Source organism: Neokomagataea thailandica NBRC 106555 (assembly GCF_001598495.1).
GTDB lineage: Bacteria > Pseudomonadota > Alphaproteobacteria > Acetobacterales > Acetobacteraceae > Gluconobacter > Gluconobacter thailandicus_A.
This window is the reverse complement of record NZ_BCZB01000064.1, coordinates 1-2,343: the sequence shown is the minus strand read 5'-3', so window position 1 is coordinate 2,343 and position 2,343 is coordinate 1. Positions and strand designations below refer to the sequence as shown.

Here is a 2,343-nt window from a genome sequence, read left to right as displayed (position 1 = left end):
CAACGCTATATGCCACAGGCAATGTCATTTCGTTTCGATGATTGCCATTGGAGAATTTGTTTCTCTACCGAAATAATACACGAAAAATCACTGTATTTCTAAATGTGTCATTTTTGTCGCAATATGTTGCGGGACGCTACGGTTTTATTAATTAATTTTTAAATACGTCTTTTTGTCTGATTTTGTAAGGGGGAATAATTATATTAACCATTTGAATTTATTGTAATAATTTTACAATCGCCGGATAGGTCAGCGTTATACGCTCATATGGTGCTATTTCTGGCGCAGCAACACCAACCCATGCCTTCGTTTCATGAAGGACCGGTTGCCCTGGGAACAAAGATGCCGTGTGGCCATCTGTACCCAGTCCCAACATCACCAAATCAAACAAGGGGCGCCCCTTTTCCAAGGTGTCCGCGCCATAAACGGCCTTTAGAGACTTTTCATAAACCGCCGCATCTGCTGAAACGGTAGCGCCCGTCGGAATAGGGAAAACATTCTCAGCCGGAACTGGGACGTGCCTAAGTAAGACAGCCTGCGCAACGGTTTGGTTAGCGTCTTTATGACCGACTTCTACATGGCGCTCATCACCATAAAAAATCTGTAACCGATCCCACGCCACACGACTCCGATACGGTTCTGACGCCAGAAGCTCAAACAAACGCTTCGGCGTAGAACCACCTGAAAGCGCTACGCGGAACAGTCCATCCGTCTTGGCCTGCACCCCCTCGATCAGCAACTCTGCCATACGAAGCGCTACAGCCTCTGAATCAACGAGCGTTTCGAGGGAAGCGTTACGGATATCGGTGGTCATGGTTTTTGTATCCTTGGCAAAATAAAGCGCTCAATCGCCTGAGCCCAACCTTCTCGCTCATTTGTGTCCGTCTGAAAATGAGCGGCAGCAACTATTTCTTCCTCAGCTTGCCCCATAGCAATGCTTAACCCCGCCGTCGCGAACATCGACAGGTCATTCTGAGCATCCCCAATGCAAGCCACTTCATGAGGTTCAACGCCACAGGCTTTTGCCAATTGACGTAACCCCTCGCCTTTGTTGGCCAAAGCTGGCGTCACATCAAGCATTGTCTCAGCAGAACGGCGTACACTCGCCTCTCCTTTGAGCATTGCGCCTAATTCCGCTTCAATGCGCCGCAAAAGATCATAATCATTACTTACACCCACCACTTTACCGATGTCGTAGCGCTCATCACGTAAAGAGTGAATTTCCGTAGGCTCCAAACCCGTCATGCGCCGATCTAGGGCCACAAACCCCGTTGACGCATCTTCAACGAGCCATGTTGAACCGCGCAAAAACCATGTTTCCACCCGATGAACATGCAAAATATCCAGCACAACACTCAGAACATCCGCATCCAGCACACGGTTTACTTCCAACGTACCGTCGGGCCGAAAAATTGCTCCACCGTTAAACGCGGCTGATGGCCCCGTAAGCCCTAGCGTTTTGACAACAGGCATGACAGCAGCAGGCGGACGCGCGCTTGCAAGGCAAAGAGGAACGCCCAAAGCGCTCAAACGCTGCACCATCTGCCGTGACGCATCGGTCACGCTTTTCAAAGGTGTCAGGAGCGTCCCATCCAGATCCGAGACGACGAGCCGAATACGCTCTGCCGGTGGAGACAGATCAGCATGAATAGCATCAAGATCAACGGACATTACACGACACTCCCGACCAAGCATGGCCCCACTCTGATGCGCTGAATGGAGCCATTCCATGGTATTGTTTTAGCGAAAGCTCGCCCCCTTTCGAGGACTTCCTTCAAAAAGGGGCAAACTCTCAAATACCAAATCAACGCTTACTTTGGTTCGACATGTCCGCCGAAGCCGAAGCGCTGTGCGGAGATGATTTTCTCAGCGAAGTTGTTGCCACTGCGTGAGCGGAAACGCGTGAACAGCGATGCGGTCATCACAGGCACGGGAACATCTTCCTCAATCGCCGCTTCGATCGACCAGCGACCTTCACCCGAGTCCGATACTTCACCTGAGAACTCAGACAGATCACCAGATTTCGCCAGTGCTTCCGCCGTCAAATCCAGCAGCCAAGAAGATACAACACTGCCACGGCGCCAGACTTCAGCAATATCTGCAACATTCAGGTCAAAGCGCTCACCTTCGGCCAGAACAGGGCTGTTCTTGCTCTTGAGCACATCAAACCCTTCCGCAAAGGCCTGCATCATTCCGTATTCGATGCCATTATGGATCATCTTCACGAAGTGACCTGAGCCAGCCGGGCCGCAATGCAGGTAACCCTGCTCGGCGCGCGGGTCCAGACCTTCCGCATCACGGTTCGGCGTACGTGCAACATCGCCCTTACCCGGTGCCAGTGCT

At 51.4% G+C, this 2,343-nt stretch carries 2 protein-coding genes and 1 pseudogene; all 3 read right to left on the bottom strand.

Annotated features, from left to right (window positions below; all coding sequences use genetic code 11):
* Positions 1-217 precede the first annotated feature (217 nt).
* Positions 218-814: a 6-phosphogluconolactonase gene (gene pgl, locus NTH01S_RS11365; protein WP_084367362.1), complete on the bottom strand. Its 597-nt coding sequence runs from the start codon at positions 812-814 to the stop codon at positions 218-220.
* A complete protein-coding gene (locus NTH01S_RS11360) occupies positions 811-1,671 on the bottom strand; it encodes a Cof-type HAD-IIB family hydrolase (protein ID WP_068173762.1) in 861 nt (286 codons plus the stop codon). The genes pgl and NTH01S_RS11360 overlap by 4 nt, the downstream gene beginning before the upstream one ends.
* A gap of 140 nt (positions 1,672-1,811) precedes the next feature.
* Positions 1,812-2,343: pseudogene (locus NTH01S_RS11355) on the bottom strand (phosphogluconate dehydrogenase (NAD(+)-dependent, decarboxylating)); the annotation flags it as partial.

Excerpts from the sequence above, each read along its gene's own strand:
- pgl (WP_084367362.1), bottom strand. The coding sequence starts at position 814 with ATGACCACCGATATCCGTAACGCTTCCCTCGAAACGCTCGTTGATTCA.
- NTH01S_RS11360 (WP_068173762.1), bottom strand. The coding sequence starts at position 1,671 with ATGTCCGTTGATCTTGATGCTATTCATGCTGATCTGTCTCCACCGGCA.